Source organism: Streptomyces sp. NPDC005262 (genome assembly GCF_042872425.1).
In the GTDB taxonomy this organism is placed as follows: domain Bacteria; phylum Actinomycetota; class Actinomycetes; order Streptomycetales; family Streptomycetaceae; genus Streptomyces.
On sequence record NZ_JBIAKK010000021.1, the window covers coordinates 1 to 22,488 of the forward strand.

Annotated in this window: 22 protein-coding genes and 2 pseudogenes; 16 read left to right on the forward strand and 8 right to left on the reverse strand. The window is 68.7% G+C overall.

Annotated elements, in window-relative coordinates:
- Nucleotides 1-112: 112 nt before the first annotated feature.
- Complete coding sequence (locus ACFYP5_RS34365; protein WP_389043095.1) at nt 113-1,672, forward strand: hypothetical protein; 1,560 nt, start codon at nt 113-115, stop codon at nt 1,670-1,672.
- A gap of 421 nt (nt 1,673-2,093) precedes the next feature.
- Here ACFYP5_RS34365 and ACFYP5_RS34370 read toward each other — a convergent pair.
- Nucleotides 2,094-2,194, reverse strand: a pseudogene (locus ACFYP5_RS34370) (alpha/beta hydrolase); the annotation flags it as partial.
- Between ACFYP5_RS34370 and ACFYP5_RS34375 the strand changes: the two are divergent.
- A complete protein-coding gene (locus ACFYP5_RS34375; protein WP_389043097.1) occupies nt 2,153-2,449 on the forward strand; it encodes a zinc-binding dehydrogenase in 297 nt (98 codons plus the stop codon). The pseudogene ACFYP5_RS34370 and the gene ACFYP5_RS34375 sit on opposite strands and share 42 nt — an antisense overlap.
- A gap of 54 nt (nt 2,450-2,503) precedes the next feature.
- Here the strand turns inward: ACFYP5_RS34375 and ACFYP5_RS34380 are convergent, their stop codons facing one another.
- Both ACFYP5_RS34380 and ACFYP5_RS34385 read right to left on the reverse strand, forming a co-directional pair.
- Nucleotides 2,504-2,917 (reverse strand): cupin domain-containing protein, encoded by a 414-nt coding sequence (locus ACFYP5_RS34380; RefSeq protein WP_389043099.1) that lies wholly within the window; start codon nt 2,915-2,917, stop codon nt 2,504-2,506.
- A gap of 107 nt (nt 2,918-3,024) precedes the next feature.
- A complete protein-coding gene (locus ACFYP5_RS34385; RefSeq protein ID WP_389043101.1) occupies nt 3,025-4,041 on the reverse strand; it encodes a zinc-dependent alcohol dehydrogenase family protein in 1,017 nt (338 codons plus the stop codon).
- A gap of 184 nt (nt 4,042-4,225) precedes the next feature.
- Here ACFYP5_RS34385 and ACFYP5_RS34390 point away from each other — a divergent pair, with 184 nt between their 5' ends.
- From ACFYP5_RS34390 to ACFYP5_RS34400, 3 genes are all read left to right on the forward strand, one after another.
- Nucleotides 4,226-5,119 carry a helix-turn-helix transcriptional regulator gene (locus ACFYP5_RS34390; protein ID WP_389043103.1) on the forward strand — a complete coding sequence of 298 codons (894 nt, stop codon included), beginning with the start codon at nt 4,226-4,228 and terminating at the stop codon, nt 5,117-5,119.
- An 813-nt stretch (nt 5,120-5,932) separates the two neighbouring features.
- The gene (locus ACFYP5_RS34395; RefSeq protein ID WP_389043104.1) at nt 5,933-6,724 is read left to right on the forward strand and encodes a hypothetical protein; all 792 of its coding nucleotides are present in this window, start codon (nt 5,933-5,935) and stop codon (nt 6,722-6,724) included.
- Between the two features lie 72 nt (nt 6,725-6,796).
- The gene (locus tag ACFYP5_RS34400; RefSeq protein WP_389043106.1) at nt 6,797-7,297 is read left to right on the forward strand and encodes a hypothetical protein; all 501 of its coding nucleotides are present in this window, start codon (nt 6,797-6,799) and stop codon (nt 7,295-7,297) included.
- Nucleotides 7,298-7,415: 118 nt separating this feature from the next.
- Here the strand turns inward: ACFYP5_RS34400 and ACFYP5_RS34405 are convergent, their stop codons facing one another.
- Both ACFYP5_RS34405 and ACFYP5_RS34410 read right to left on the reverse strand, forming a co-directional pair.
- Nucleotides 7,416-8,183 (reverse strand): class I SAM-dependent methyltransferase, encoded by a 768-nt coding sequence (locus tag ACFYP5_RS34405; protein WP_389043107.1) that lies wholly within the window; start codon nt 8,181-8,183, stop codon nt 7,416-7,418.
- A gap of 370 nt (nt 8,184-8,553) precedes the next feature.
- Nucleotides 8,554-9,240 (reverse strand): TetR/AcrR family transcriptional regulator, encoded by a 687-nt coding sequence (locus ACFYP5_RS34410; protein ID WP_389043109.1) that lies wholly within the window; start codon nt 9,238-9,240, stop codon nt 8,554-8,556.
- A gap of 98 nt (nt 9,241-9,338) precedes the next feature.
- Here ACFYP5_RS34410 and ACFYP5_RS34415 point away from each other — a divergent pair, with 98 nt between their 5' ends.
- The gene (locus ACFYP5_RS34415) at nt 9,339-10,250 is read left to right on the forward strand and encodes an SDR family oxidoreductase (protein ID WP_389043110.1); all 912 of its coding nucleotides are present in this window, start codon (nt 9,339-9,341) and stop codon (nt 10,248-10,250) included.
- Between the two features lie 70 nt (nt 10,251-10,320).
- A complete protein-coding gene (locus ACFYP5_RS34420) occupies nt 10,321-10,905 on the forward strand; it encodes a hypothetical protein (protein WP_389043112.1) in 585 nt (194 codons plus the stop codon).
- 79 nt (nt 10,906-10,984) lie between these two features.
- Here the strand turns inward: ACFYP5_RS34420 and ACFYP5_RS34425 are convergent, their stop codons facing one another.
- Complete coding sequence (locus tag ACFYP5_RS34425) at nt 10,985-11,923, reverse strand: SMI1/KNR4 family protein (RefSeq protein WP_389043113.1); 939 nt, start codon at nt 11,921-11,923, stop codon at nt 10,985-10,987.
- A gap of 1,293 nt (nt 11,924-13,216) precedes the next feature.
- Between ACFYP5_RS34425 and ACFYP5_RS34430 the strand changes: the two genes are divergently transcribed.
- The 4 genes from ACFYP5_RS34430 (at nt 13,217) to ACFYP5_RS34445 (ending at nt 16,095) form a co-directional block, all read left to right on the forward strand.
- Complete coding sequence (locus ACFYP5_RS34430; protein WP_389043114.1) at nt 13,217-13,660, forward strand: hypothetical protein; 444 nt, start codon at nt 13,217-13,219, stop codon at nt 13,658-13,660.
- Entirely contained in the window at nt 13,657-14,031 is a 375-nt protein-coding gene (locus tag ACFYP5_RS34435) for a hypothetical protein (protein ID WP_389043116.1), read from the forward strand. The genes ACFYP5_RS34430 and ACFYP5_RS34435 overlap by 4 nt, the downstream gene beginning before the upstream one ends.
- A 115-nt stretch (nt 14,032-14,146) precedes the next feature.
- Complete coding sequence (locus ACFYP5_RS34440) at nt 14,147-14,551, forward strand: STAS domain-containing protein (protein ID WP_389043117.1); 405 nt, start codon at nt 14,147-14,149, stop codon at nt 14,549-14,551.
- Nucleotides 14,552-15,342: 791 nt separating this feature from the next.
- A complete protein-coding gene (locus ACFYP5_RS34445; RefSeq protein WP_389043118.1) occupies nt 15,343-16,095 on the forward strand; it encodes a DUF4142 domain-containing protein in 753 nt (250 codons plus the stop codon).
- A 158-nt stretch (nt 16,096-16,253) separates the two neighbouring features.
- Here the strand turns inward: ACFYP5_RS34445 and ACFYP5_RS34450 are convergent.
- Nucleotides 16,254-16,592, reverse strand: a pseudogene (locus tag ACFYP5_RS34450) (LLM class flavin-dependent oxidoreductase); the annotation flags it as partial.
- Between ACFYP5_RS34450 and ACFYP5_RS34455 the strand changes: the two are divergent.
- The 5 genes from ACFYP5_RS34455 to ACFYP5_RS34475 all read left to right on the forward strand — a co-directional run bounded on the left by ACFYP5_RS34455 (nt 16,495) and on the right by ACFYP5_RS34475 (nt 21,414).
- Nucleotides 16,495-16,812, forward strand: a complete 318-nt coding sequence (locus ACFYP5_RS34455) for a winged helix-turn-helix transcriptional regulator (RefSeq protein WP_389043120.1) — start codon at nt 16,495-16,497, stop codon at nt 16,810-16,812. The pseudogene ACFYP5_RS34450 and the gene ACFYP5_RS34455 overlap by 98 nt on opposite strands.
- A 206-nt stretch (nt 16,813-17,018) precedes the next feature.
- A complete protein-coding gene (locus ACFYP5_RS34460) occupies nt 17,019-17,183 on the forward strand; it encodes a hypothetical protein (protein WP_389043122.1) in 165 nt (54 codons plus the stop codon).
- Nucleotides 17,184-17,310: 127 nt separating this feature from the next.
- Nucleotides 17,311-19,002: an acetolactate synthase large subunit gene (locus tag ACFYP5_RS34465; RefSeq protein ID WP_389043124.1), complete on the forward strand. Its 1,692-nt coding sequence runs from the start codon at nt 17,311-17,313 to the stop codon at nt 19,000-19,002.
- A gap of 330 nt (nt 19,003-19,332) precedes the next feature.
- Nucleotides 19,333-20,247 carry an RNA repair domain-containing protein gene (locus ACFYP5_RS34470; protein ID WP_389043125.1) on the forward strand — a complete coding sequence of 305 codons (915 nt, stop codon included), beginning with the start codon at nt 19,333-19,335 and terminating at the stop codon, nt 20,245-20,247.
- Nucleotides 20,248-20,814: 567 nt separating this feature from the next.
- Nucleotides 20,815-21,414: a hypothetical protein gene (locus tag ACFYP5_RS34475; protein WP_389043127.1), complete on the forward strand. Its 600-nt coding sequence runs from the start codon at nt 20,815-20,817 to the stop codon at nt 21,412-21,414.
- A gap of 480 nt (nt 21,415-21,894) precedes the next feature.
- Here the strand turns inward: ACFYP5_RS34475 and ACFYP5_RS34480 are convergent, their stop codons facing one another.
- On the reverse strand, nt 21,895-22,449 hold the full coding sequence (locus ACFYP5_RS34480) for a MarR family winged helix-turn-helix transcriptional regulator (protein WP_389043129.1): 555 nt from the start codon (nt 22,447-22,449) through the stop codon (nt 21,895-21,897).
- Nucleotides 22,450-22,488: the final 39 nt, after the last annotated feature.

Genomic DNA, 22,488 nt, shown 5'->3' on the forward strand with positions numbered 1-22,488 from the left:
GTGACATCGCGGACGTCATCGAGCGACCACGTCCGGCATGTCCACCCGGAGCTGGATCTCAAATCTCAGTAACGCCCACGATTAAAGATCTCTAGAGCGGCGATTCGACCGGATGCAGGGTTACCCCGCACACCTACGACCCATTATCGAAGGCATAACCGCCCCACTGGCCGGCCAGGCTCGAAAAGCCCTCGGTTTCGCACTTCACCATGCCCTGGATGCGGCTGACGCGTATCACTCCTTGAGAGCCACGCGGATCAACCAGGCCGTGGACGCACTTCAGGACGTTCTCGCCGCGCTCAAGGCCTCCACGGACAAGGCGCACCGCTCACAGTTGGCACTCGTTCACTCCGCTGGGGTGGCAACGTTCGGGGCAGCCCCTGTCGAAGACGACCTGCCCGGGCTGCTGGCCGAACGCCTCAACACCCGCCTGGTCGCCTCGCTGACGACGCAGCTGGGCAGCCAACCAGGCCTTCGCGAACTGAGCGACACCAACACGCTACGTCGTCGCCCGATCATCGGCCTGGGAGACACGCGGGGCCTGTGGGCTCGCCCGGGCGACTTCCTGCACGAGGCACTCGACTGGGCCGCAGACGCCTGCCTCGCTCATCCGGACCTCTTGAAGCAGTTCGACAAGCGACGCCAGGACTTCTGCGAGGAACAGGCCCGACGCACCCTGGCTTCGGTTTTCGGGGACGAGTGCACCCACCCCGGCGTCATCTATCCGGAGGCTGGGAACCCGGACGTCGACGTCCTCATGGCCATGCCCGGTGCCGTACTTGCGGTCGAGGCCAAGGGGGGACGTTTCACCGACCCAGCCCGCAGGGCTGCGCCGGACCGAGTGAAGAAGAAGACACGCGAGTTCGTCGACAAGGCCCTCACGCAGAACGCGCGCACCATTGCCTACCTCGACGGCGGTGGAAGGGACTTCCGGGACCGACACAAGCGCCATCTGCCCCTGCCGGACCATCTCCCTACCGCGGTGTCGGTGATCGTCACGCTCGACCGCGTGGATCCGTTCGCCACACACCTTCCTGATGGCGGCAAACGCGGCGCCGCCCCAGACGATGGGAGCTGGCTGGTCACGCTCACGGATCTGATGATGGTGGCAGACGTCCTGCGTCACCCGGCAGTGTTCTACGCCTACGCCCGCACCCGCGCTGCCATGGCCAAGGCCAAGGGGCCCACTGTTTTCGTCGAGGCAGATGCCCTGGCGGCCTGGCTGGAACACCGCGTTCAGCCTGTCGAGCCGCCCGCAGGCGAACTCGTGTACCTCGACACCAGCAGTGAGGCGGTCAACGCGTTCTATACGCACGTTGATGCCCCGGGCTCGCCCTCTCCGAGCCGTCCGACGTCAGGCATCCCGTCCGAGGTGCTGGACGCCCTGGACCTCGTCCAAAAGGGCCGACCGGAGGACTGGCGTCACCTGGCGATCGCCGCGCTTGCAGTGAAGACCACAGACTGGCAGCCCGTGCGCAGAGCGCTGCACCCCACGAAGCCAGGCTGTGGCACTCGTCGCGACCGCAAGCGTGCCCGTCGGGCAGCAGACGGAATCCGCCTCTCCCCTCACCTCACGGTCTACGTATGCGACAGCCTGACCGCTCCTCCCCCACTGCTAGGACCGGCAACCCTCCTGATCCCAACCCCAGAGACGGATCTCAGGAGACGCTGACTCGGTGGCATCGTGCGCCCTCGGCGTCCGCGAGACACAAGAAGGACTCAGGCCGAGAACTCACAGTTCAAGCTGGGCTACCCGCCGCTACCACGTCAGCGGTCGCTGCGTGCATGGCGGGAGTGACAGCGTCGCCGGGCCTCGTTACTCATGGGGGGCGAGAGGGGACGCGCTCCGCAGGCCCAACCTCACGGTTCCGGCTGGCTTCCCCGTCCAGCCGGGGCTTCACCTTCGTGCAGGCCGCCCCCATACCGCCGCCGGGCGGCCGCCGTATCCGGTGAGCGGTAGCGGCGAGTGCTGTTGCGTCCTTCCTTCTCCGGCGACCACGACGACGACCTCGGTCCGCAGGTTGGGGAGCTGAGGCGTGAGGTTGCTTCCGCAGGAGGGCGAGGAGTGCGGTGTCGACCTCCTCCGCGTGGGTTTACAGCAGGCCGTGCGGGCACCCTCGACCTCCACGTAGTCCGCGGACGGAAGCGCCTTGTGAAACGGCCGCGCGGACGTCTCGGCGGGCGGGATCCGGTCGTACGCGACGGCGGACGGATCGTCTCCTCACGCGCCGGCAGCGAAGGCAACTGGGAGCGGGGCATCGAGAGCCGCGCGACGTTCGTCCCTCGCTACGCCCGCGAACACGACAAGCTGGACCGCATCCGACAGCTCGCCGACGAAGGCCGCCTCACCCCGCGGGTAGCCAAGACCCTGCCCCCGGACCAGGCCACCGAGGCCCACCAGTTGCTCGAAGCCGGCGGCCTCCGCGGCCGAATCGTCCTCACCTTCTGAGGCACCCTGCCCGGCCATGGGTGAGGGAAGTCCACGGCCGGGTTCTGATGGTTGCTACTGGTTGCGGCTGCGCGGGCCGTTGTACTGCAGGTCGGTGACGGGCTCGGCCCACCGGGTCTCGAGGCTGCCGTCGCCGGTGCCTTCCCACATGGCGATGTGTTCCATGAAGCGGTCGGGGACGGCACCGTGCCAGTGCTCCTCGCCGGGCGGGCAGCTGACGGTCTCGCCGGGGTGGGCCTCCAGGATCGTGCCGTCGCGGGTGCCGATGAGGGCGATGCCGGAGACGACGTGCAGTGTCTGGCCGACGGCGTGCGCGTGCCAGTTCGTCCGGGCTCCGGGTGCGAAGCGGACGAGGTTCGCGCGCATCCGGGACGGCTCCTGGCCGGCGACAATGACGTCCCACCACACGTCTCCGGTGAACCAGTCGGCCGGTGCCTTGCTGGTGGACTGGGGCTTGATGAATTCCATGGTGCTTCCTGTCGATTCGATCAGTGTCATGGACGCCGTGGCAGCTGTCGGGCGGTGTCGATGCGGACTCGGCCGGCACGGGCGAGGCGCGTGAGGGAAGGGCAGGGTCACGGCTTGAGGAGGCTCTTGATGGCGCGGCGCTCGTCCATCGCCTTGTAGCCCTCGGCGACCTGGTCCAGCGGGAGGGTGAGGTCGAAGACCTTGCCGGGGTCGATGCTTCCGGTCAGTACGCGGTCGATGAGGTCGGGCAGGTAACGGCGCACAGGCGCGGGCCCGCCGCGCAGCCCGACGTGGGAGAAGAACAGTTCCTGGCCGTCGACGGCCACCTCGTGCGGAACGCCGACGAAGCCGACGTTGCCGCCCGGCCGCGCCGAATGCAGGGCCTGCTGCATCGCCTGCGCCGTGCCGACGCACTCCAGCACGCTGTCCGCGCCGATCCCGCCGGTCAGCTCCTTGACCCGGGCCACGCCTTCCTCGCCTCGCTCGGTGACGATGTCGGTGGCTCCGAACTCGCGCGCCAGCTTCTGCCGGGAGGCGTGACGGCTCATGGCGATGATCCGCTCCGCACCCCTCTCCTTGGCAGCGATCACCCCGCACAGGCCGACGGCGCCGTCGCCGACGACGACTGCGGTGGAGCCGGGCTTCACCTCGGCGGCATCCGCGGCCCACCAGCCGGTGCCCATGACGTCGGAGACGGCCAGCAGCCCGGCCCAGTACTTCTCGTCCGGGGTGCCGTCGGTGGCGACGAGGGTGCCCTGGGCGTTGGGGATCCGGACGTAGTCGGCCTGGCAGGTGGACATGAACTCGCGGTTCAGGCAGTTGGACTGGAAGCCGTTGCGGCAATTCGCACAGGTGTTGTCCGAGGTGGCGAACGACCCGACGACGAACTGGCCGGGCTTGACCGCGGTGACCTCGGCTCCGACCTCCTCGACGAAGCCGACGTACTCGTGCCCCATCGGGTGAGCGTGCTCCGTCGGCTCCGCGCCCCGGTAGGGCCACAGGTCCGAGCCGCACACGCAGGTGACAGCGGTCCGGATGATCGCGTCGGTGGGCTCGAGGATCTTCGGGTCGTCAAGTGTCTCGAAGCGCACGTCGCCGGGGGCGTGGATCACTGCTCCGCGCATGAGAAGGGTTCCTAACGTATTGAGGGGCGGGCCGCTCGTGCCCGTGTGCAGAGGGTCGGGCAGCCCATGAGCTGGGAGGCCACGTCATCCAGGAGACCGCGCTTTGACGTGCGCAGCGAGTCACTGGTGAGGGGTGTACTGGCAGTACATCGCTCCGACGGTGCGGGGGCCTTACGGTCGAGGCATGGACAACCGTGATGAGGTCCGCGAGTTCCTGACCTCGCGGCGCGCCAAGATCAGCCCGGAGCAGGCCGGACTGCCCGCCGGCTCCCGCCGCCGTGTGCCGGGACTGCGCCGCAGTGAGGTCGCGGCGCTTGCTGACATGAGCGTGGAGTACTACGCCAAGCTCGAGCGCGGAAACCTTGCCGGTGCCTCCCCGATGGTTCTGGAGGCGGTCGCCCGGGTTCTGCAACTGGACGACGCCGAGCGCGCACATCTGCTGAATCTGGCCCATGCGGCCGACGGCACTGATGCGCTCACCCGCCCCAGACGGCGCACCAAGGGGCCTCAGAAGGTTCACCACAGCCTGCAGTGGACCCTGGATGCCATCACCGCCGGGCCGGCGTTCGTACGCAACGGACGTATGGACGTCCTGGCCACCAACCAGCTGGCACGGGCCTTCTACCGCGACGTCTACGCCACTCCCGGCAACCAGGGCAATCTCGCGCGCTTCCAGTTCCTCGACCCCGCCTCCCGGCGCTTCTACCCGGACTGGGACCTGTTCGCCGACGTCGCTGTCGCCATCCTGCGTACCGAAGCGGGGCGCAACCCCTACGACAAGGAGCTGCACGACCTCGTCGGTGAACTGTCCACCCGCAGCGAGGAGTTCCGTACCCGCTGGGGCGCGCACAACGTCCGCCACCACGGCACCGGCACCAAGCGCTTCCACCATGAAATTATCGGGGAGCTCACGCTCGCCTTCGAGGGCCTGGAACTCGCTGCCGAGCCCGGCCTCACCCTGACCATCTACGCCGCCGAACCCGGCTCGGCAGCCGAAGAGGGCCTGCGCCTGCTCGCCTCCTGGGCCGCCACGCACGAGACCGCGGCGCCCGCACACCACCAACCCACGACGAACTGAAAATGGTGCAATCTCATGAGCCGAGTCCTGGTGACAGGCTCCGTGGACGGTCTGGGGCGGACAGCGGCGAGCGCACTGATGTCGGCCGGCCACGGCCGGGTGCGGAGCTAGGAGCGGGCGGGTGTGACTCGTCCCGCCAACTGTCGTCTCGGCGAGACACCTGTCGTAAGGCCTGGTCGAGACCCTCGGCAGCACGCACCTGGCACTGCGTACGCACCGCTGTGCTGGCTGGGGCGTGCCGGAGTTCAGCGTCAGGCCGCCCCGACTGCCGCGGCCAGGATGCGATGCAGGACGGGGATCGGGATCGCCGGGTTGGGCGACCGCCGCGCATGCCGTGGCGCTGTCGTGCAGCAGCCCGGCAAGGACGCGGGCCGGCAGCTGCGGATTGCGTATCGCGGTCCCGCGCACGTAGTCGGCCGGGTCGTTCAGCAGCCGCACGGCGTCGGCCGGTGACAGCCGGGGGTCCTCAGCCGCGCGGCAGCGCACCTCGGCTTCGTGATCGCGGGCGAGACGCGCGACGTCGGCAGGCGTGGACTCCGGATCGTCCAGGGCCAGGCGGCGCATCCGCCCGGCAGGGTCGCCGACGTAGCGCAGCAGGCCCGTGCGGGGGAAGTTGGGGTGGCTGCGGGGGCGGCCGGGGTAACTGAAGCTGCCGTCCCACCAGCGCCAGATCTCCAGCAGCATCTCGGCCGGCGCGTCGTCGCACGACTCGGCAAGGAACAGGCGGACCGTCCGGTCCTCGTCCCTGGCCAGACGCCCCACGACGTCCGATGGAAGATGCCGGGCACGGGCCACGCTGCGGCGGATGAGCGGATGGGACGATACGGCCAGGCGGCGCATCGCGTCGGTGTCGCCGTGCAGGCTCTCGATCCAGGGCACAGTGCGCGACATCGACGCCGGGTCGAAGTCGTAGCGCACCGCGGCACGCTGCTCCTCGGTGAGGTCAGGTCGCAGCGGCACCACCGAGCGGATGCCGTCGTAGGAGTCCTGCGCCAGGACGGCGACACTGTGCGCGCCGAGCCGTGGGTTGGCGGCCAGCGCCCGGCGTACCTCCGCGTCCCCGCCCCGGACCAGCTCCGCCTCCAACCCGGGCGCGAGACGGCACTGTTCGAGCGCTCGCCGGGGCTCGGGCAGCACGGTGAAGACCTCGCGAGGCATGGGGACGCCGGTGTGATGGCCAAGCAGCGCCGCCGTACGCACCACGTCGTCGGTGTCGGCCAGCAGCCGCTCCCGCAGCGGCGCGGCGAGGTCGTCCCACCGGGCGAAGCCGGCGGCCCGCACCCGGGTATCGGCATCGGCCACGAGGCTGGGGAGATGGTGGGCGGGGAGCCCGGGCAGTTCGGCGGCCTGGGCGCGGGACGGGCCGGCGAGGAGGTCGTCGTACAGGTCCACGGGGAGTTCGACGCCCCAGGCGCAGGCATGCGCTTCTTCCAGCGGTCTTCGTCGAACCCGGGTGGCCGTCCGCCGTGCGAGCCCTTGCGCAGGCGGGCGGCCTGGCTGTCGGTATTCTCCGGGATCGTGTGGCGGATTCCGTGCAGCCGCCGCGGACGGCAGCCAGCTCGGCGCTGCCCATCGGTCGGCACTGCGCCGTTGGCAGCAGGCTGACGGCCGAGCACTCGGCGGGCCCCCGCCCACCGGCTGCCCGCACTCGGCCATGCGGGTGACACAATTCCCCTCATGACCCCCCAGACGCCGCAGGCCCGCATACCCATGGCGGCGATCGTGGCCACCGTGACGACGACAGTCCTGGGCGCAGCAGGCGGCTACGTCCTGGGTGGCCCTGTCGGCGCCGCTGTCGCTGCCGCCTCCATAGCGTTCGGCACACTGCTGAGTAGCTTCCTGGTCCGTGGCCGCTTCGTCGGACGCCTCACTCAGTCCCGGCAGGACGCGGCGCTGCAGGGCTACGCCGACGGCATCGCGCACATGGTCCTTGCCCACATGGCCGCCTACGAGGCTGCGGTGTTCCCGGTCTCGGGCCCGGGCGCCGTCACACCACAGGAGCGCGCAGCACGCCGCACCCGCTCGTACGCGGTCGCAGCGGAGGAAGCGCTGCCGCACCCGGTGCGCAGGGCGGCGGCCGCGGCTCTTGCCGCACTCGATCACGGCAACGCCGGCGCGTCGCAGGAAGCGATGCAGAACCTCCTCTTCGCCGTGCACGAGCAGACCGTCCGGGCCTGAGCAGACCGCTCAACGCTCAGCCGCCGTCATCCCGCCCGACCGGGCACACGCCCCACGGCAGTGATTGTGGCTCGGAACCAGTCCTGGGGCGACGGGCTGACATGGCGAGGTGACGTGATCAATCCTCGTAGCGCCGACGCGCGAGATGGACGGTGATGTCGGCGGCCATCTCGACTCTGCCCGGCAGTACCTGCATGATCTGGCTGAATACCTGCGATCGCTCCGCGGTCGGCAAGACGAGATAAGCCGAGATGGTGGAGAGGTGACCAACGTAGTCGCGAGCGCTCATCGTCACGCGCCGTTCGATCACGGACTGCTGAACGCCGGTGAACAAATCAGACCGCTGCAGCTCCGTACCCGGCCACTGCATGGGGTGGCCCGGAGGCGTCCCGTCCGGGGACGGAATCTCGTCGCTCTCCAAGAACGGTGCTCGCGCCGCGCGAACGGCGTCCTCCACAGCTGGGTCAGCCAGTCGGAACGGGCCGCCGCACGAGGCGAACACGCCACCCGGCTCCAGCAGCGCGGCCATGCGTGACCACCGACCCTCCGGGTTCGTCCAATGCAGCGCTGCTGCCGCGTAGACCAGCCCGTACCGCTCACCGGGTCGCAGGTCCTCGAACGCGGCTTGCACCGTCCTGACGTTCGCCGGCACGTGCTTGCGCAGCTCGGCGAGCATGGACCCGTCAGGATCGGTAGCGGTGACCGGCACCCCCCGTTGACCGAACAGCCGGGTTGCTTTGCCTGTCCCAGCGCCGATCTCGAGGGCAGTCCGGACCGGATGGCCCGCGTATGCCATCACCATGTCGAACAGCTCTTCCGGATACCCCGGCCGGAACCGTTCGTATGCTTCCGCCACCACTCCGAAGCTCAACGCGCGACCAGACATGCCGAGCATCCTGACACGAGCCGCGCCTCCGGTGCTCGATCTCTTTGGAGTGATCCGGACAGCGAGCTGTTGTCTCATGAGACACACCAAAGTCTGGAGAACGACGGGCATCGAGTCGTGCTGCGGCGCACCGATGACAGCGTGATCATGCCCGGTCCGGGAGGGTCGTCACGCCGTGCTGGATGGACCTGCCCCTGGCCAGCATGGCGCTGCGGCCGGGCGCGGTGCTGGATGGCGTCATGTGACCTGTACGGGTGTCTCAGGCGCACGGTGTCCCAGGCGACTTAACGCTTCTGCCTGGCTATAGGCGGGACTGAGGCATCAGCGAGACGAGCAGCACTTGCAGCTCGAAATGCAACGTGCTCGACGCTCAGGAGGCTGGGGCGGCGGCCTGACTACCTCGGCGGACCAGCAGGCCGGAGGCGGTGACGGCCGTGGTGCGGCGGACCAAGTCGGTGAAGTCCAGACGCATGGCCGCCAGGGCCGGGTCAGAGGCGTAGACCGCCAGCATCGCCTCCGGGGGGCGACTGCACTGCCAGGCTGTCATGGCCATCAACAAGGTCGATTCCACCAGAGCGGCGGCGCCTTCGGTGCCGAGTTCAGGAAGGTGTCGCAGCACGAGCTGGGCCAGGACCTGAAGTGACTGCCGGGCCGCGTGCTTGTGCCGGATGCCGACTTCGGTGGAGATGTTGTGCTCCAGGACCCCGCCCTGGGCGCTGAGCAGGTCGCACAGCACCGGCCGCCGCGCCATTGAGGTGGCCAGAATGTCGGCCAGCAGGTCCCCGCGCTCTCTCGCGGTGCCCTTGCCGGCCGGAGGCAGGTGCTCCAGCTCGGCAATCCAGTCCTTGACCTCGGTGTCGAGCAGGTCCAGCAGTACGGCCTCGCGGGATTCGAAGTAGCGCAGCACGTTCACCTTCGCCAGGCCGACGCGGCGGCTCAGTTCGTTCAGGCTCAGCTTCGCGACCGACATCTCGGTCAGCATCGCGGCCGCGGTGTCCAGGATCTGGCGTCGACGCTGGCTGCGCTGTTCATCGGTGCGGGCACGTTGGAAGGTCACCTCCCCATCTTACAAACCGGCAGTACTTTGCTTGGATACCGGCGGTGCGTTACGGTGGGGCCGAAACAAGATACCGGCAGTACTTAATGGGGTTCGTCATGTACCAGGTTCCTGACCAGCGCGGAAAGCTCGCCGTGGTGACCGGCGCGAACAGCGGCACCGGCAAAGAGGCCGCCAAGCGGCTGACTGGAGCCGGAGCTCGCGTGGTGCTCGCCGTGCGCACGCCGGCCAAGGGAGAGCAGGCCCGGCACGAGATCCTCGCCGCGCACCCCGGCACACAGGTCGAGATCCGCCGCCTGGACCTGGCCGACCTCACCTCGGTCCGTGACTTCGCCGACGAGTTGATCTCCGACGGCAGGCCCCTGGACCTGCTGCTGAACAACGCTGGAGTCATGAACGTGCCCCGGCGCATCGAGACGCCGGACGGGTTCGAGCTTCAGCTGGGCAGCAACTTCCTCGGACCGTTCGCCCTCACCGTCCGCCTGCTGCCGCTGCTGCTGGCCGCCCCCGCCCCGCGGGTGGCCACGATGAGCAGCGGCACCGCCAACCGGGCGCGCATCGACTTCGAGGACCTGCAGTCCACCCGCCGCTACAGCCCCACCCGGGCCTACGCCCAGTCCAAGCTCGCCGACATGCTGATGATGCTCCACCTCGCCGACCTCGCCGCCCAGCACGGCTGGCCCCTGCTGTCGGCCGGCGCGCACCCCGGCTACACCCGAACCAACCTGATGACCTCCGGCCCCACCCTGAACGGCGGGCGGCCCGGCCTGCTCGAATCACTGCTGTACAAGATCGTGCCGTCCCAGGGACCCGAACAGGGCGCAGAACCCCTGCTGTACGCGGCAACCAGCCCCGACGCCACGCCCGGCGGCTACTACGGCCCACGCTGGTCCATGGTCGGCCCGACCAAGGTCACCACCCTGCCGCGCAGCGCCCAGGACAAGACCGTCGCGGAACGTCTGTGGACCGAGGCCGAGCGCCTCACCGGCCTCTCGGTGCCGAGCCGGTAGCCCTGGAAAGCAAGGAAACCACCTCACTGCCTGAACGGGCTCGACGTTGCTGGCCGCCCTCGCCGGCGGGTTGGCATCGGCACTCGCCGCACATGGAGGCAGTTCGCCGCCACCGACCGCGCCAACCGTCGCGGCCTCCAGGCATCCCCCAGCATCTACAAGCGCCTCCCTGAACCATCCGACGGCCGCGGGTCGGACGAAGTCCCTGGACCTGCTGTTCGACCGCAGCGCGGAGTCCCGGCAGAGCCCCGCACGCAGTACATGTTCCACACCAACGCCTTCGACGGCAGCCTGTACGAGACGACCTGGTCGGACCGACGACGGTGCCAATGCGGCCGTAGGCGCGCGCGGCGTCAACCAGGTCACCGACGGCATCAAGTGCGCCCAGCTGTACACGGACTGGGCGTTCAACGGCGTCGGTGACGGGTCGACGTCGTTCGGTCTGTTCGCCGACACCCGCACCGCGACCAACGGTCCCGAAGGCACCGAACGCTGCGGACGGGCGGCGATCGACTCCGCGCAGAACCAGGGTGCGTTCAGCAAACTCCAGCCCAGCGTGTGGCGGCTACTGGACGATGACGGGTTCTTCGTCGACACCCCCGGCTTCAACCACTGCTCGGGGACGGCGACGACCTGCATCTGGCGTAAGGTCTAGCACCGCCTAGCCCTCGGACAGGGCAAAAGAGGGGGTGGACGGGCCACCACCTGTTCACCCCCTTCCGCGTTCCCGCACGTCAGCCGGTGAACCGCTCCCACAGGGCAGCCTCATCCGCGGCGAGCGGCGGCCCCCACACCAGCCTGCCGCCGATCAGCCCCGGCAGGTAGCCGGTGGCCAGCTGCGGATTCTCCAGCTTGTCGGCCGTCTCCTCCAGCAGCATGCTCAACGTCTGGTCCACGACGGTGCGCACGGTCGTGTCGTCCCAGTGCCCGACCTTGCCCGTCTCGGCGTCGATGAACAGGCCAACGCTGGTGTCGGTCACCGACCATGAGCAGAACGGAATCCATGACGGCTTCCATACCATCGCGCCTTCAACGCCCCACCCGACTCCGAGCTCCCGCTGGTTTTCCGTATGCCACCGGTAGGACGTGGCCACCGTGCCCAACGGCATCAACGCCCAGCCGTAGTCGGGCATCACACCCGCCCCCGGGGTGTCCTTGCCTCCCGCGCACAGTGGCCACAAGGCCCGCAGCTCCACGGGTACACGTACCCCAAGTGCCTGCTCCAGCGCGGCGATCTCGTACGTGGACGCGCCGGGCAGCAGCGCCGCATGGCTAGCGGGCGCGTGCTGCTCAAGCCAGCTGGTGATCCGCCGCCATGCCTCGGTCACCTGTCGCGCGGCGATCTGCTCCATACGGGGATCCGGCACGGCCGCGAGGGCCTGCTCGTCGCCGGCGTCGGGGAGTGGCCCGGTCGCCTCGATGTCTCGGATCTCGATCCGGTCTACGTCCAGCAGGGGCGGACCGTAGGCGTAGCGCACGATCAGGGGTGGACACGCATCGAAGGTGTCGCTGGCGATCGTCGCCGCGTACATGCCGAGCCTGCCGGCGCGCTCGCCCAGGCGTGGATCGTCGGCCAGCTGCCGAACCAAGGTCTTGACCGCGTACAGGACACCGTCGCCGAGCTCGGTGCAGCTTGCGCTTATGTGGTCGGGCAGGTCAACATTGACGGTCATTGGGAAGTGCTCCTCGCATAGGGCTGGGCGTACCGCTGGGTGCGTTAGGCCGTTTCCGCCAGGGTGGGTTTCTGTGCCTCGCGGGTGATGAGCTCGAGGAGGGATTCCTGGAAGGACCGGCCGGTCTGCGGGGCGCGCACCTTGAGACGGTCATGGTTTCATCCGGAATGTACGGGTCGTAATGGACGACATGATCGCGTTCTGCGGCAATACAAGCTTTTGAAACTACAGCCACGCTTGCCCGCGTGCGGAAACAGGAAGAGGCGCGCACGGCTTCGCCTCGCGCGGGCAGGCACGCGTACAGCTCGGCAAGATGCTCATCGAGCGGGTCCGCGCGTCCATCCCTGCCGAGCTCACCGTGCATGGCCCAGTTGATCGTGCGACGCTGCCGGGCACCCTGCGCGGCCCAGTGCCACCCGCGCTCGAGGTCGGCGTGGTCGGTGAACCGAGCCAGCGTGAGCGGCTCGACTTCCTGCTCCTCCGTGCGGCGCGGCAACTCCCCCAACTCGCGGAACCGCTCCTGCTGCGCTGCGGACATGCGGTGGTCGCGCTCCGCTCGGTGCCCGGTACGCCAATCACCGACCCTGGCGAGCCGGTTCTGCCTGACGCACCCGGACCGCCATGGAGCATGACCACGGGCGGCTGCCGAGTCGTGTCCCCCGGCGCCACCCAACGTAGCTGCGCCTCGCCGCTCATCGACACAAGGCCCTGCGTCTCCATCAAGGTCACCGCGCAGAACCTACCGGTGTCACTGAGGCTCCGCCAAAGGCCGAGGGCGGCTCGGGTGTCGGCGTCGTATGTCTCCCGCCGGGACGCCGGAGCGAGCCGTGCGGGCCGCTGACAGTTACCTGGCGCCCTGTCACGAAAGCCTCCGTTAGCCGGAGATAGGCCGATTCCTGGGTCCCGGATATGGGGTGCTTATCCGGGACCCAAGCGGTTGGTCGAGCATCCGGGCGCGTCTGACCCGCGCGCACTCGCCGAGCTGCTCGGACTCAAATGAGGACAGGTTCGCGCGCTCCCGGGTCCGCGTCACTGCGTCGCCCACTCACCACACAGCTTGGGAGATCCGACTGGCCTGACGTATCGGACGACGGTGGCCTCCATCCCTGCGTATCCCATCGCGGGAGCGATTGAGGCCAACGGTGCGTCGGGTGTGAGAGAGGTGTAGGGTCCACGTCAATTGAACGTGTTCAATTGACGTCCAGGGGGGCGCTCGTCGTGTTGAACCAGGTGGGCACAACGGAACTGAGGCGCACAGATGGCTGGAGCGGCATCGCACCAGGTGCGGAGGTCGTGGGGGGAGCACAGCTCATCTGCGCGGCGCTGTACGCGCAGCTCGCCATGCTTGCGGAAGAGCCCTACGGCCGGGGTTACGGCGGTGGCATCGCCCTGCTCTTCTGGCTGGCCGTCATGTGCGTCCTCGGTCCGTTCATCGCGGTTTTGCTGGGCTTTGCTCACAGCCTCCTCTTCACGACGCCGGTGATGATGGCCTCGAACACCGCGGGCGTGCGCACCCGGATCTCCGCGCCATGGTGGGCCCTGCCGGCAGTGGGTCTGCTCGCGGCCGGGTACGCCGTTCCGATCTCCCTGCTCGTCGGCACCTCGTACGCCGCCACGTTCGGCTGGATCGCGGCCGCCGGGGTGCTGCCCGTGGGGTGGCGGTGTTCGCGCGGATGCGGCAGGTACCGAGGGCCAAGGTGCGGCAGTGGGCGCTGGGGCCGATCGCGGTCGCGGTGATCGCCACCTTCTTCGTCGGAGGCACCTCGTCGACGTACCAGCCGCCGGCCCTTGAGCGCGCCGACTACATCGGAGAGTGGGCGGGCGACGGCGTCCGCCTGGAACTCGGCGAGCAGGGCTCGGTAATGGCGAGGAAGCTGCCGGTCCACGACGGGTTCGACGTCGTGGATCGCTGTTCTGGGCATGGGACGTGGGAGCCTGAACAGGCGGACTACGGCCTCCGGGCAGGCGTGGCCCTGACCATCCCCGACTGCAAGGGCGCGCAGCTGAGGTGGGAGGTCGCGGGGACGGACGAGCGGCCGGAACTGTTCGTGCTCATGGGTGATCCAGACGCAGGGAACGTGGCCGTGCTGCGAAAGCGGGCGGGGTAGCCCGCTGCCCAGAACCTCGCGATGCTGATCCGTCGGCGCGGCGCGGACGAGCCCATTCCCTCGTGTCGCGCCATGCTGGGAGACCCTGCACCCCCGAGATGTGAGGAGGATGATTGTGCGAACGAACATCATCCGCACCGAGCGCATGAGCGTCAGCTACGACGTGGTGAACGGCTGGACCGTGGTCGAGATCGACGGCGACGTGGACGCCCATACCTCCCCCGTGGTCCGTGAAGCAGTAATCAAGCTCGTCGACGAGGGACACCGCCACTTCGTCCTTGATCTGAGCTTCGTACCCTTCCTGGACTCGATGGGGCTTGGCATGGTCGTGGCGGTCACGAAGCGCATCCGCGAACACGAAGGCTCACTGCGGATCGCGGCCACCTCCGGCCGGATAGTCAGGGTCTTCGACATCAGCGGCCTGCGTAAGGCTTACGAGATCCATCCATCACCAGAAGAGGCAACGCAACACGCTCCCTCGACCGGCGGCCTGGCGCACTGGCCCCACCCGTCAACCTGAGGAATCATCTCGTCCGCGACCCGGAGCACATAGACGATCTCCTGAAGGTAGGCGCGAACGGCTCTCTCCCGTAATCGGTAGTGACACCGTGTGGGAGCACTGGAGACGGACACGGACGCGGAGGAGCTTAGTTGAACGCCACCACCAAAGCGGCAGCTCCAAAGAGCAGTCGCCCATCCATGCTCCGCCCACACACTCATCAGGCTCTCAGGCTGACCGGCCAGTGGTACCGGCCGTGTTCAGCGGGAGCCCTACCCGGCCCCTACGCGCTGGAGGACCGCGTCCACTCGCTGATGCTGGTACCCCTTGTCGTCCGCGGTTGCGCGCTGGGACTGGTCTGTTTCTACCGGTGGGGTTCGGCGAGGGGCCCCATTCTGGAGCCGGCGGCGACGCGCCCGGCTGCCTCTTCCGGCCGCTCTGGATCGATCGACATAGGGCACCTCCCGGCAGACCGGGAGCCGGCACGGCTGTGGACGCCTTCCCCGCACGATCACCGTACTGCGAGCTCCAGACTGGTGCGCACCGCGCTGGGCTGCCCGAATGGCCCGTCGGACACGGCGGCCCTGGTCGGGCCGACCGTTGCGGGCGGCGCTCCGGTTCAGGTTGATGCGGGCCGGCTCGGAGACGACGGGCAGGAACTTCAGCTCGCCGTCGTCGCCCTGCGCCGTCCGCCTGGCCGCCATATGAGGCACAACACATAGCAGGATGCAAGTTTTACCCAGAGCAATGGTGAATCCCCCTGACCTGTCCGTACCCCCTGGCGTGCAGAACCGCTCACGCCTGGAGGCAGCATGCCCAACTCGCGCAACTGGATAGGAACCGCCCTTGTGGTCGGTGCGCTGATCCTGACCCTCGCTGCGCTCGCCTATCCCGCCATGATCGGCGTGCAGAACGCGACCACGTCCACATCCCGCATCATCGCCAACACCCGGTACGGCCCGCTGACCGAGGCCGATCGGGACTTCGTGGTCAAGGTCCGCTCGGCCGGGCTGTGGGAGTACCCCCTTGGTGAACTTGCGATGCAGCGGGGCACGACAGCGGGCATGAAAGAGGTCGGCGCGCATCTGGTCGTCGGGCATGCCGGCCTCGACGAGCTATGCCGAAGGATTGCCCTCGAGCTGAACATCACCCTCCCCAATCAGGCGACTCCGCAGCAGCAGCAGTTCGTGGCGACCGCCGACTCGAAGAACGGCAAAGAATTCGACTCCACCGCGGTCAACATCATGCGCGTGACCCACGGGCAGATCTTCCCGGCCATCGCCAAGATCCGCGCGAGCACCGAAAACACCCTGGTACGCCAGCTGGCCGATCTGGCCAACGACACCGTTCTCGATCACATCACCGTCCTGGAGAGGACCGGCCTGGTCAACTTCGACCAGGTCAACTTCCAGCAGACCACCCCGCCGAAGCTTCCCCAGGCCCAGCTCACCCCGCCACCGCCGCAGCCCGGAACGCCGGTCCTCGCCCTCAGGCCGCGTCCGGACCTGAACGTGCACACGGCGTCACCGACACCGATCACGGGCTCATCACCTGCGGTCGACTGAACGCTGACCGTGCACGACCGCCTGGGTGAAGGGACGTGACGGAGCGGAGACCGCACGGGTGAGGCGGTAGGAGCGTACGACCGGCGATGCGGCGGGACGTAGATGTTCAGCGGAGAGATCCAGCCGTCGGCCAACCGGCCGGCGACGGCGAGCATCACCGGCGGACGCAACTGCAGGTCGGCGACGTCGGTGAGGAAGGAGATGCGGTCGGTGGCCGCGGACAGATGCGTGATCAGGATCCACGTGTCGAAGTGGCCGGGCTGATAGGGGTGGTCCTGGAAGGCGAGGTAGTCCAAGCCCGAGTCCTCCGCCGTCCGCGCGAGGCGCCGGGTCTGCGCCCAGGCCCCGGCGGAGGGATCGAGGCTCACTCCGAAGGAAAGTGGGTGTCCGTAGTCGGTCATGCATCTACGGTCCGCCGGACCACCCCAGCGGCAAAGCAGTGGGGTACTGCAGGCCGCCGACCGTGGAGCCCGGCGCTTCGGCGAGTACCGGGCCATGATCGACGGGATCTCCGACCGACTGCTCTCCCAGCGCCTGAAGGAACTCGAGGCCGCGGGTCTCATCGAGCGCACCGTCATCCCCACTACGCCCGTGCAAGTCCGCTATCAGCTGTCCCCGGACGGCCAGGCACTGGTGGACGCCCTGCTACCGCTCGCGCACTGGAGCATGCACCGCTCAGGTCCCAGGGGCACGGGGCGGGTTCCGTCGTCGACGTAGCCTCCGGCTCTCCGGCTACGCGCGTCCAGGATGCGCGCGCACTCACTCCGTCGGCTCTGAGGCGTCCAAGTCGTCGGTGAGCGCGGCTCTGAGCTCGGCGCGGGAGGCGATTCCGCGTTTGGCGCATATGCGGCGGCACCAGGCGCGCCCGCAGATCCGCCGGTGTCGTGGTCACTGCAGGCGGTCCGCAGAATCCTGGTCGGACCGTGTCCTGTGCACCAGCCGGCAAGTCGCCGCTGCCGCTCATCGGACGCCGTCCGCTGTACGTCCGCAACCTCGACGCCGTCCTTGCCTCCGCCCACGCCCATCTCAGGGACGACCCGCGCCGGGCCGGCCTGGCGGTGATGCGCCTGAACAACCTGAGGTCGTGACGCCGGCGACGCGCTCGGCCGCCGACTCCTCCTGGCAGCCGAGTGCTCCGCGGCATCAAGAGGAACGCGGTCACCCGTGCGTGGCGCCGGCTCGCCGGGGCCCCCGCAGCGTGCCTACGTTGTGCCCATGGCCTCACAAGACCCCTCCGACCGGCGGAACGACGCACTCGTGACGGAGGACGTTGCGCACTTGATGGTGCGCTGTCTTGAGGCCGAGGGCGTGGAGTACGTCTTTGGAATCCCCGGTGAGGAGAACATCCGCTTCGTCGACGCGCTCAACGACTCCGGCATCCGGTATGTACTCGTCCGCCATGAGCAAGGAGCGTCCTTCATGGCCGAGATGTACGGTCGGCTGACCGGCCGGGCCGGTGTCTGCTCGGCCACCCTGGGGCCGGGCGCGATCAATCTGCTGCTGGGCACCGCGGACGCGACGACCAACAGCACACCGCTCGTGGCGTTGGCCGCACAGGGTGCCTTGGCCCGGCTCCACAAGGAGTCCCACCAGGTCATCGAACTCGTCTCGATGTTCGCTCCCGTCACCCAATGGGCGGCTGGTGTCCAGAGCCCCGATGCAGTGCCGGAGGTGATGCGCAAGGCGTTCAAGACCGCGCAGAGCGAGCGTCCTGGCGCCGTGTTCCTGGCGGTCCCCGAGGACATCGAAGCGGCACACTCCACGAGGCCCCTCGCCCCGTTGCAGGTCGACACGGTACGGGCCGACGCACCATGCCCCTCGCAGATCGCGCGTGCGGCAGACGCGCTGGCCACGGCCCGTCGTCCCGTCGTGCTGGCCGGTCACGGCGCCGCCAGGGCCGGGGCCTCGGCAGCCCTGGTGCGCTTCGCCGAAAAACTGAACCTACCGGTCGCGACCACCTTCCACGGCAAAGGCGTCTTCCCGGACGACCATCCGAACGCGCTCGGTGCGATCGGTTTCATGCGTCACGACTACAGCAACTTCGGCTTCGACGCGGCCGACGTCCTGGTCTGCGTCGGGTACGAGGTGCAGGAGTTCGACCCCGCGAAAATCAACCCGGACGGCAAGAAGCGCATCCTGCACCTGCACCGATTCCCCGCCGAGGTCGACGCCCACTATCCGGTGACAGTCGGCGTCGAGGGCGATCTGTCCCAGTCGCTCGACGCGCTCGCGGCCGCCGTTCCGGGGACCTTCCCATGCGCGGCAGCCGATCAGCGCATCCGGTTGCTGCTCACCGAGGAACTCGAATACGGGAAGCGCAGTGCGGCGTGCCCGCTGGTGCCGCAGCGCGTGGTGGCCGATGTGCGCGCCGCATTGGACCGGGAGGACATCGTGCTCGCCGACACGGGCGCCGGAAAGATGTGGATGGCCCGCCTGTATCCGGCCTACGAGCCGAACACCTGTCTGGTCTCCAACGGCCTGTCCGCCATGGGATTCGCCCTGCCGGGTGCGATCGCCGCCAAACTCGCCCGCCCCGAACGAAAGGTCCTGGCGATGATGGGCGACGGCTCGTTCTTGATGAACTCCCAGGAACTGGAGACGGCCGTCCGCGAACACATCCCCTTGGCCGTTCTCGTGCTGGTGGATGAGGAGTACGGGCTGATCACCTGGAAGATGGAGCTGGAACTCGGCCGCCACAGCCACACCCGCTTCACCAACCCCGACCTGGTCGCCTACGCCGAAAGCTTCGGCGCGCGCGGCCACCTCATCAAGTCGGCCGACGAGCTGCTTCCCGTCCTGCGGCGCGCGCTGGAGGAGGACACGGTGTCCGTGATCGCCTGCCCCATCGACTACTCCGAGAACCTGCGGCTGACCGATCGCCTCGGCACACTCCATGGCCCCTTCTGACTACGCAACCGAGCGGCGACCTCGCTCTGCCGGCACGAATCTGCGGCAGCGCGCTCGACGAGAGCGGCCTTCGACCGCTGTTCCGACGCGTCGCCGACGGCGAACCCGGAACTCCTCACCGACGTCATGACCCTGCGCGACGACGTGACCAGGGCATCGAACGGCCTTCGTCCTGCGGGAGGTGTTCACCTTCGGCTTCCCGGTTCTCCCTGCGGTCCACTGTCACGCACACCGCACCTGATGCGTCGCGGTGCGAGCGGAGCAACCCTCGACGACAGGGTGGCGGCACCCTGGAGGAAGAGAAGGTGCGAAGGCGGCAGAGGAGGCGTGATGCGGACCAGCGACGAGATCTATCACCGGGTCCGCTGGGACCCGCGGTTCGACCCGGCCCGGTTCGTGCTGGGGATCAGTCAGCGCGGAGATGCCCTCACACGCATCCCACTGCCTTCCTTCGTGCCCGGGGGCGACATCCCGTGGCACCGGGTGGTGTTCATCGAGGCGGACGGCGAGGTGGTCTGGGACCGGTCCACGGGTGTGGACCGCATCGACGCGTCGCGGGCCGGCCGGGTGCGGGACCGGCAAGCGGAGCTGAGTTCCGGCACGAGCTCCGGCAGGTGCCAGCCCGCCGACGTCCTCGACGTGTCCCCGACGGCCCGCACGGCGGTGGCCTGGATCCCGCCTGCGGAGCTGTGGCCGCCGATCCAGGACATCCGCAGGGATTACGATCCGCAGATCCACCGCTGGCCGCCGCACGTGAATGTGCTCTTCGGGTTCGTGCCGGAGTCCGACTTCGAGCGGGCGGCTCCGCTGCTCGCCGCGGCGACGGCCGAGACGCCGGTCTTCACCGCCCGGCTGGAGGGGGTACGCACCTTCCGGCACAGGGCGTACTTCACCGTGTGGCTCGACCCGACGGCAGCCGGCAAGGCGCCGTGGGCGGACTTGTCCCGCGTACTGCAGCAACGGTTCCCGCGCTGTAGTGGGCCCGCCAAGAACTTCACCCCGCATCTGTCCCTGGGCCGGACCCGGGATCCGCGGCAGGTCACCGCAGCCTGCGCCACCCGGCTCGACGCGATGACGGCGACGGTCTGGGAGCTCGTCCTGCTCTCACGCAGGGGCGACGGGCCGATGCGGCCACGGGCCACGGTAGCCCTGCGCACGGGCGAAATCCGACGGCTGCCCGCGCCCGGCTCCGACGCGCCGGGCCCGGAGGACACTGCCTGGCTCTGCCAGATCACCGACAGGTGAGCCACATGGTCAGGCGGGGAACAGCGCCGCCCGGATTTCAGGCCGCATGGGCGGAGGGTTCTGACGCCGGCCGGAGATGCATCAGCGCCTGTCCCTCCCAGCAACCAACGGTGACTCGCTCGCCGTCCAGCGCATGGCATCGTTGCTGAGCCTGTAGGGGTTGGCCGCGCCGTCCATCAACGGCTTGACCGTCATGGTCCTACCTCTCCGGGATGCAGACGGTGCGGCAGGATCGGTGCGGCAGCAGTGCCACTCCCCCACCGTCGGGGCGGGGCGCAGCAGGTCGGCTGCGCCCCGGGACGGCCAGTCCTCGAGGTGGCGGCGCCCGCGATACGGGCTCGCCACGGGTACCCGACCTGCGTCCCGAGTCAGACGCCCAGGCGGGGGACTTCGCGAGCAACGCAGTAGGCAGGCCAACACACCCTTCCGACCTTCCGGTCACAACTGCGCCACCGACGGAACATGCGACTCTCTTCGCCCATGCAGGCCCGCTACGGTCATCTCTCCATGAACCACCCTTGGGGGGACAACTTGAACACGCGCACACTTACCGCCGCGCTCAGCTGTATGGCCGCTGTAACCCTGGTCGGCTGCGACTCGGCCACCACCAGCCGGCCGCCCGCCGCTCCGACACCCTCTATCGCCGGCTCGGCCATGGCACCGTCGGCGAAGGACGACAAGCCTGTCGAGCGCGAGGCGGTCGCGAACTTCGTCGGTATGGGACTGCAGTCCGCTCAGGACAAGGCTCAGGCTGACGGCTTCTTCAGCCTGAAGTCCCATGACAGTGCCGGACGGGATCGGCTGCAGGCGTTCGACCGGAACTGGAAGGTCTGCTCGCAGAACTACGCGCCTGGCAAGACCGTCCCGGTCGACACCGAGCTGGACTTCGGCACCGTGAAGCTCGAAGAGGCCTGCCCCGCGAAGGATCAGAAAGAGCCGGAGGTCGAGGGCGGCAAGATGCCGAACCTGACCGGCAGGTCTGTGAAGGCCGCACGTGGGGCTCTCGACTCCGGGACGTCGATCACTGTGACTGATGCGACTGGTGATCGCATCGTGTTCCTGGAGAGCAACTGGCAGGTCTGCACCCAGTCCCCCAACCCTGGTGTCGCACTGCGCGGGCAGCCGGTCGAGTTCACGGCGGTCAAGTACGAGGAGTCGTGCCCGTAGTTACCGCTGCGGAGCCGTTTGGTCTCAGACTCGAAGCCGCCCCTGTCGCCTCGGAGGAAGGCGTGGCGGACTGCTGCCGCTCGGCCCACGCCCCGTTGGCGTTCTCCCGCGGCAGCACATGCAGGTGCGAGCCGGTTCACGGCAACCCATCGCGGTGGAGTCCGGCATGAAGTGCATGTCCTCGCGCCGCGGCGGGCCCGCCGCGGCGCGCACCGGCGCTGGCAGCACAGCACCGTGGGTGTCCGTCGCACTGCATCTGGCAGTTAGTGAGCTGCTGACCTACTCGGATGCCATGTCGTTCGAGAGCGCTGATCCTCGGCGTTCTCAAACGACCTGACTTTCGCGAAAGTGCCCTGTTGATGAGCAACGGCCATGGGACCGAGACGCTCAACTGGCTGAGGGCGGTCTTGACGTCCCGATGATCTCCTCCGGGGCGGAGGAACTCGTCGAACGGTCCGACTGAGTGGAGGTGCTGGAGGTTCAGTCGACGTGCGGCATGAGGGGCGGGCCGTCCTCCTCGACAGCTAGGGCCACGACCCGCAGGAGGGCGGCCAGGTGCCCCAACTCCTTCTCGGCCAGGGGCGCGAGCAGCGTGGCCTCGGCCTCCCGCTGGTCGTCGATCATCGCCGCCCACGTTGCGCCCCCCTGCGGAGTCAGGCCGACAAGAAGGCTGCGGCGATCCTCAGGTGCGTGCTCGCGAGTGATCAGGCCCGCCAACTGCAGGCGGTCGAGGCGGTTGGTGAGGGTCGCGGGGTGGACGCCGAGCCCCTGAGCGAGACGTGTAGGTGCCATGCGGTAGGGCTCTCCCGCCGAGCGGAGGCGCCACAGGATCTCGTACTCCCACAGCTTCAGGCCGTGCCGCGCCAGGGCGGCCTCCTTCTTTTGCTGCAGGTGCCGCACGAGCTTCTGCATGCGGGTGACGGCGCCCTCCAACTCCGGTACCAAGCCAGGGACCTCACGCCTCCAGCGGGCGATGTGCCGGTCGATCGAGTCCTGTGGCTGCGCCGATTCCGCCGCCGATTGCCGTGATGTCACGGCGTCACCCTACCTTCCAGATATTATGCATTCAGATAT

Excerpts from the sequence above, each read along its gene's own strand:
- ACFYP5_RS34475 (WP_389043127.1), top strand. The coding sequence starts at position 20,815 with ATGGCCGCTGTAACCCTGGTCGGCTGCGACTCGGCCACCACCAGCCGG.
- ACFYP5_RS34415 (WP_389043110.1), top strand. The coding sequence starts at position 9,339 with ATGTACCAGGTTCCTGACCAGCGCGGAAAGCTCGCCGTGGTGACCGGC.
- ACFYP5_RS34380 (WP_389043099.1), bottom strand. The coding sequence starts at position 2,917 with ATGGAATTCATCAAGCCCCAGTCCACCAGCAAGGCACCGGCCGACTGG.
- ACFYP5_RS34425 (WP_389043113.1), bottom strand. The coding sequence starts at position 11,923 with ATGACCGTCAATGTTGACCTGCCCGACCACATAAGCGCAAGCTGCACC.
- ACFYP5_RS34390 (WP_389043103.1), top strand. The coding sequence starts at position 4,226 with ATGGACAACCGTGATGAGGTCCGCGAGTTCCTGACCTCGCGGCGCGCC.
- ACFYP5_RS34400 (WP_389043106.1), top strand. The coding sequence starts at position 6,797 with ATGACCCCCCAGACGCCGCAGGCCCGCATACCCATGGCGGCGATCGTG.
- ACFYP5_RS34470 (WP_389043125.1), top strand. The coding sequence starts at position 19,333 with ATGCGGACCAGCGACGAGATCTATCACCGGGTCCGCTGGGACCCGCGG.
- ACFYP5_RS34405 (WP_389043107.1), bottom strand. The coding sequence starts at position 8,183 with ATGTCTGGTCGCGCGTTGAGCTTCGGAGTGGTGGCGGAAGCATACGAA.
- ACFYP5_RS34445 (WP_389043118.1), top strand. The coding sequence starts at position 15,343 with ATGCCCAACTCGCGCAACTGGATAGGAACCGCCCTTGTGGTCGGTGCG.
- ACFYP5_RS34365 (WP_389043095.1), top strand. The coding sequence starts at position 113 with ATGCAGGGTTACCCCGCACACCTACGACCCATTATCGAAGGCATAACC.
- ACFYP5_RS34465 (WP_389043124.1), top strand. The coding sequence starts at position 17,311 with ATGGCCTCACAAGACCCCTCCGACCGGCGGAACGACGCACTCGTGACG.
- ACFYP5_RS34395 (WP_389043104.1), top strand. The coding sequence starts at position 5,933 with ATGGGACGATACGGCCAGGCGGCGCATCGCGTCGGTGTCGCCGTGCAG.
- ACFYP5_RS34385 (WP_389043101.1), bottom strand. The coding sequence starts at position 4,041 with ATGCGCGGAGCAGTGATCCACGCCCCCGGCGACGTGCGCTTCGAGACA.
- ACFYP5_RS34455 (WP_389043120.1), top strand. The coding sequence starts at position 16,495 with ATGCATCTACGGTCCGCCGGACCACCCCAGCGGCAAAGCAGTGGGGTA.